5 protein-coding genes are annotated in these 6,169 nt (G+C 37.4%); 3 read left to right on the top strand and 2 right to left on the bottom strand.

Annotated features, from left to right (window positions below):
- Positions 1–172: 172 nt before the first annotated feature.
- Both pepP and B4U84_RS22905 read right to left on the bottom strand, forming a co-directional pair.
- Positions 173–1,480 (bottom strand): Xaa-Pro aminopeptidase, encoded by a 1,308-nt coding sequence (gene pepP / locus B4U84_RS22910; protein WP_131120666.1) that lies wholly within the window; start codon positions 1,478–1,480, stop codon positions 173–175.
- Positions 1,481–2,010: 530 nt separating this feature from the next.
- Positions 2,011–2,775, bottom strand: coding sequence for a sucrose-phosphate phosphatase (locus tag B4U84_RS22905; protein WP_131120665.1), 765 nt, complete (start codon positions 2,773–2,775; stop codon positions 2,011–2,013).
- A gap of 141 nt (positions 2,776–2,916) precedes the next feature.
- Here B4U84_RS22905 and B4U84_RS22900 point away from each other — a divergent pair, with 141 nt between their 5' ends.
- The 3 genes from B4U84_RS22900 to B4U84_RS22890 all read left to right on the top strand — a co-directional run bounded on the left by B4U84_RS22900 (position 2,917) and on the right by B4U84_RS22890 (position 6,128).
- Complete coding sequence (locus tag B4U84_RS22900) at positions 2,917–3,117, top strand: hypothetical protein (protein ID WP_044452810.1); 201 nt, start codon at positions 2,917–2,919, stop codon at positions 3,115–3,117.
- A gap of 148 nt (positions 3,118–3,265) precedes the next feature.
- Positions 3,266–4,528: an acyltransferase family protein gene (locus tag B4U84_RS22895; RefSeq protein WP_131120664.1), complete on the top strand. Its 1,263-nt coding sequence runs from the start codon at positions 3,266–3,268 to the stop codon at positions 4,526–4,528.
- Between the two features lie 415 nt (positions 4,529–4,943).
- Entirely contained in the window at positions 4,944–6,128 is a 1,185-nt protein-coding gene (locus B4U84_RS22890; protein WP_017311468.1) for an FG-GAP repeat domain-containing protein, read from the top strand.
- Positions 6,129–6,169 lie beyond the last annotated feature (41 nt).

Raw genomic sequence — 6,169 nt, 5'->3', positions numbered from 1 at the left:
GGTCGATACATTAACAATGCAGGTCGATACATTAACAATGCAGGTCGATACATTAACAATGCAGGTCGATACATTAACAATGTAGGTCGATACATTAACAATGTAGGTCAATAAATAGAGACGCGATATATCGCGTCTCTACATTTGGATTCATACCGCGTTCAGCAATACCCTATTTTTCTAAATCTTCTACTTCTTTGGGTACACCAGCAGTTAATACTTCATTTCCCGTGGGAGTCACCAAGACATCGTCTTCAATCCGAATACCAATACCAACCCAACGTTGATCTATTTCTGGTTGATCTTCTGCTGGTTTAGTATCTGGTACTATATAAAGTCCTGGTTCTACCGTCACCACTTGTCCTGGTTGCAGAATTTGTGGGTTGTCACCGTGCTGGTAAACTCCTACATCATGCACATCTAAGCCTAACCAATGACCAGTGCGATGCATGTAAAATGGCTTATATTTTTCTTCCTCTATTAATTTGTCAATTTCGCCTTTGAGAATACCGATTTCCACTAAACCTTCTGTGAGAACACGGACGGCGGTATCATGAAATAGATTATAAGGGTTGCCTGGTTGGACTTGGGCGATCGCTTGTTTTTGTGCTGCTAAAACAATCTCATACAAGGTTTTTTGTTCTGGAGTAAATTTACCTCCGACAGGAAATGTCCGGGTAATATCTGAGTTGTAGTATTCGTAGGCACATCCAGCATCTATCAGCAGTAACTCGTTGTCCTGCATCTGTCGATTATTCTCTACATAATGCAGTACACAAGCATTGACACCAGAAGCAACAATTGAAGGATAAGCAGGCCCCAAAGCACCCCGCTTGCGGAAGATATGTTCTACTTCTGCTTGCACTTCATACTCAAAAAGTCCTGGTGCGGTAAATTGCATGGCGTGGTTATGTGCTTCCACTGCAATGTCAGCAGCTTTACGCATGAACTCCAATTCTGCTTTACTTTTAACCAAACGCATACTATGGAGGATGGGACTAGTATCTTCAATCGCAATCGGCCCTGTACCCCGCTTGGGATAAGTCCGCATTAAACGTTGCCAATGATAGAGGATTGTATCATTAAAAGTGCGATCGCGTCCTAAGTGATAATAAATGCGATCGGCTTTTTCCAGATATTGCGGTAGTTTCTCATCTATTTCCGCAATTGGATAAGCTTCATCCGCGCCATATACTTCCTTCGCTGCTTCTACTCCACAGCGATAACCATTCCAAACTTCCTGTTCCCTATCTTTGGGTTGCACAAACAACACAAACTGATGTTCTGGGTGATGTGGTACTAGAATTGCTACTGCTTGCGGTTCGTTAAACCCAGTCAGATAAAAGAAATCGCTATCTTGACGAAAGTTATATTCGACATCGTTGTGCATTACTGCTGTTGGCGCACTACGAAAAATTGCAGTACCATTACCAATTTTGGACATTAATGCTTCCCGACGCTGTTTATATTCTGTCTGCATAATTCCGCTATAAAGAACTTAATCTAATTTTGTCTAAAATTTACTTGGTCAACTACAACTACGTTAGTATCTTTAATTGACATCCTCATAAACAGGTATTAAACACCTTCGTTAACTTCGCGATCGCCCTGACACCATTTCACAAAAAATCTGATACAAATACAAATCCGTAGAGACGCGATATATCGCGTCTGGGACAAAATTTATATGTATCGCGATTAACGTGAAATGGTATGACACCTTAAATCATCAGTAATTTCCACAATATAGTTGTATTTAAGCGCTTTACTAAATCAGATTTATCTCAATCCCATTTTGCTAATGATTGAGGTTGTTTCAATAAAAACATAATGGTAATACCAATTCTTCGTGAAGCTGCATAGAATTTTACCCCTCCCCAACCCTCCCCGCAAGCGGGGAGGGTGTGCGTTAGCGCGGGTGGGGTCTTTGTATGCGTCTTCATATTAAATTGGTATAAGCAGTATCTTGATAAACTGCTTACCAGGAATATAATTTTTGCAAATCTAATATTAACTTGCCAAATCTTTTTCTATAAACTCAAAGTATTGCAATCCTTCTAAAATACCAGCAGCGTACTCGGCTTTAGCAAGGTAGCGATAGTCTTTTAAATTTGCTTTGTACCATTTAAGTAATTCTGGTTGAGCATTCCCAACAATAATTCCTCGTTCTTCTCCAGCATTAAACAGAGCTATGTCGTTACCAGAATCACCACAGACAACGGTTGTATGAGAATGAATTTCCCACTTTTGTTGTAAAAATTTTACTGCTAGTCCTTTATCTGCATGAATAGGAAGTATATCAAGGTCTTTACCACCACTATAGATTAACTTGAATTGCAAATTCAAATCGTCTAACGCAGACTTTAGTTGTGGTAAAACTTGTGTTGCACCTTGTTCAGATATATTGAAACTGATTTTATATAAGCTTTGTTCAGATTTTTGCTGAGGTACTAACTCTACAAAATTTTCTGCAACTTTTAGTATCTTACCATGATCCCAGCCAGCAGATAATTTTTCTGACCATGCGGTATCAGGTGCATTATGATTGTCAAAATATATCTCAGTTCCTACTGAAGTCACAAGTGCATCTGGTTTGATGAGAAGTTCTTCAGTTGTTAACTTACTATATAAAGTTAGTGAACGCCCAGTTGCATAAACTATCTTTGTTCCGTATTCTCTTCTATGCCACTCTAACTTTGAATTTAATTTCTCTAAAGCATGTTTATCTCCTACTAGAGTGCCATCTAAATCGGTCACGAATAGAAATGGATTCATAAAATCTTGCGGGTAGTGTGGAAACCCAGCACCTTTAGGACTGGGAGAAAAAGAGGAAGCTAGTAGTTTCGACTAAACAAAAGCTACGAGTATATTAAGACAATAAGCAAATTTCAGTGTACAAGCTGTAACAAATAGAGCTTGCTCTACACTAAAACTTTAGTAGCTCGTTTAAATAGGATACAGCAACCTGTTTTCCAACGCCTCACCCCCATCCTACAAAACTTGCCCAACTTTGCTACGTGCGCGATCGCCAAGACTTACTTTCAAGAGGGTGCGATCGCACTATTAAATGACCTGAAAAACAATGCACCGGAAATTTATGCTCGTTTAGCAAAATAGCTAGACGATGGTGATTGTTTTAGTACTCATAAATTCAAAATCATATTTTTGCCAATTTGGCAACATGTTAAGTCAGTTATCAGTTATCAGTTATCAGTTATCAGTTATCAAATTAAATTATTTACTGTTCACTGATTTAAAAGTATTCATGGAAAAATCAATAAATTACTTGCATCTGCCAAAAGTTATTCAAAATAACAATCGTTTAGATATTCTATTGGCTTTGCGTGGCTTTGCCTGTTTAATGGTAGTAATTATCCATTGCGCTCCACCCAGAAAAGCACTTATTTATCACAACTACGATTTCAGTTGGCTCATCTTTAGTCATGGTGCGATCGCAGTTTGGATTTTCTTTTGTTTGTCTGGCTATTTGATGGGAAAAGCCTTTTACACTGAGCGTTATAGCAGCGATGTCACAGGAGTAATTAATTTTTGGCGTAATCGTGTTTTGCGAATTTTTCCTCTTTATTATTTTGCTGTTTTGATTTTATCTCTCTTTGTTTATCCTGATGTTCTCAAATTCGAGAATTGGGGATACCTGCTACGAGTTTGTACTTTCACATATCATCCTTACATTGCGTCTGTGCCAATAGCTTTTAATGATGTTTTTTGGTCACTTTCTACAGAAGTGCAATTTTATATATTAGTTCCTTTTATTTATAATTTGAGCAAATCTCTCATTCTCAAGCAAAAGCATGTAATTACAGCAGCAATATTAATTATATTACTAGCATTTTTGATTAAAAATTTATACTGGATGAGTTTCTATACTCAAATTAATCATCAAATGGGATATGCATTTAAATATTGGTACACTCCGTTTTTTAACAATATAGATGTTTTTTTATTTGGCTTTTTGGTTAATACATTCATTAAATATTGGAAACCTAAATTTTCTAAATTAGATAAAAAAATTAATCATAAACTATTTATTGTTCAAAAATATATAGCTATACTCTTGATGATTTTACTTTATCTGTTTACTGCTCATCACTTATATCATCAAGAATTATGGGGATTACCTAATCGTCCTGGTGGTTGGAGAACAATCACAACTCTCTTTATTTTTCAGCCCTTAACCGCAATTATTACATCTTTTTTGATTTTTGCTTTTGAATCAGATAATTATCATATCTACACCAAAACTGAAAAACTATCATTTGCTGCCATTTTAAAAAATCCTCTTAGGATACTAGAAGTCTTTGGAAATTTATCCTATGGTGTTTATATTTGGCATATGCCAATTTTACTTAGAATTTATACAATATTCTCTTCAGATATTCCCATTGAAGCTTTTTACAATAGATTAGTAGCAACACTGACTTTGTCAGTTATACTAGCTACTGTTACATACTACTTAGTAGAATTACCTGCAACAAAATTAAAACGAAATCATTCTTCTTCTAATTAAATATATAAATATAGCAACTCGTGCAGAATTGATGAATAAGAGAGGCCAGATCCCCCACTTCTTTAAGAAGTCGGGGATATTTCTATTTATATAAGTGTATAAAAAATAATAAATACTCAGATATTTTTAGTGCATGTTTATTATTTAACTCTTAAACTCCATATAAAAACAGTTGATAATTTCGAGATGTTTGTTTAGTTAACAATTTGTTTATAATTAGCATTAATATCTGGCAAAAGTGATTATCTTGCACTTGTTTTTTTTCAGAAAAGAGCTAGTAAAAGCTTTTATTTTAAGCAAAACATGACACTTCTTAAAAAAAAATTAAGAAGCTAGATATGTTATTAACTAACACTTGAATCTCAAAGAAAAAAACAGTTAAAAGGTTTATGACCACTTGTCTCAAACACACGCCATGTCCGATCAGATTTCTACTTCTAGTAGCGCTCCAATCTCAACAGACAAATACACAAGCAAAAATCAATTAGAGACACAGACATACTCAGGCTACAGGAGTTCTTCGGATGCAAACTCTCAGCTTGAGCTTCCGAATCTGCAAAATCCTAACCCTGTATTCACGAGTGCGGCAATTGTAGCCGATTTCAACGGTGATGGTAAAAACGACAAGTTTTGGCGTAACTCTCAAACTGGTGAAAATGCCATTTGGTTGATGGATGGTACAAATGTCGCCTCTGCGGATTTTGTCAAGACAATGGGTACAGAGTGGGATGTTAAAATCGGCGATTTCAACGGTGATGACAAGACAGACTTACTCTGGTATAACAAATCCACAGGTGAAAACCAGGTTTGGCTGATGGATGGACAAAGTGTTGTCTCTGAAGCCTCTTTAGCAACATTAAGTCCAGACTGGACACCAGTAATTGCAGATTTCAATGGCGATCGCAAAACTGACATCCTCTGGCGGAATAAAACAACTGGCGAAAACGCAGCTTGGTTAATGGATGGAACCCAAGTAACCACCCCATCTTTTCTCCAGACTGTTGATTCCAACTGGACAGCCAACATTGTCGATCTCAACAGCGACGGTAAGACAGATATCTTCTGGCGCAACACAACCACAGGTGAAAATGCAGTCTGGACAATGGATGGTACAAACGCCACTGGTGCATCTTTACCCACACTAGGTACAGAATGGGAAGCTACCTTGGGTGATTTTGACCTCAACTACCAAACCGATATTCTCTGGCGCAACAAAACCACAGGCGAGAACAAAGTTTGGTTAATGAATGGTACAACCGTTGCTAGTGACACTGCTCTACCTACGCTCGAAGGTTCTAATTGGAAACCGTTAATTGGTGATTTTGACGGTAATGGTAAGACCGATATCTTGTGGTACAACCAGGAAACTGGCAAAAACCAGATATGGATCATGGATGGTAGCAATGTTCTCACCACAGTAGCTGCGGATGCACCCAGTGGAGCTTGGGTTCCTAGTATCAGCGATACCAATGGCGATGGTAGAACCGACATCTTCTGGCGGAATTACGAAACAGGTGAAAACGCCGTTGTCATAGTAACTGGTACTGACTCTACTCCTACCGCTCTGCCTACACTTGGCAAAGAATGGTATACATTCTAGCTCAGTTAACAGTTAACAGTTAACAGTAAATAATTTCATTT

Origin of the sequence: Westiellopsis prolifica IICB1 (genome assembly GCF_004323185.1) — a bacterium.
Lineage (GTDB): Bacteria > Cyanobacteriota > Cyanobacteriia > Cyanobacteriales > Nostocaceae > Pelatocladus > Pelatocladus prolificus_A.
The sequence above is the reverse complement of the archived record's forward strand: the minus strand, read 5'-3'. Positions and strand labels throughout refer to the sequence as shown.

Excerpts from the sequence above, each read along its gene's own strand:
- pepP (WP_131120666.1), bottom strand. The coding sequence starts at position 1,480 with ATGCAGACAGAATATAAACAGCGTCGGGAAGCATTAATGTCCAAAATT.
- B4U84_RS22905 (WP_131120665.1), bottom strand. The coding sequence starts at position 2,775 with ATGAATCCATTTCTATTCGTGACCGATTTAGATGGCACTCTAGTAGGA.
- B4U84_RS22895 (WP_131120664.1), top strand. The coding sequence starts at position 3,266 with ATGGAAAAATCAATAAATTACTTGCATCTGCCAAAAGTTATTCAAAAT.
- B4U84_RS22890 (WP_017311468.1), top strand. The coding sequence starts at position 4,944 with ATGTCCGATCAGATTTCTACTTCTAGTAGCGCTCCAATCTCAACAGAC.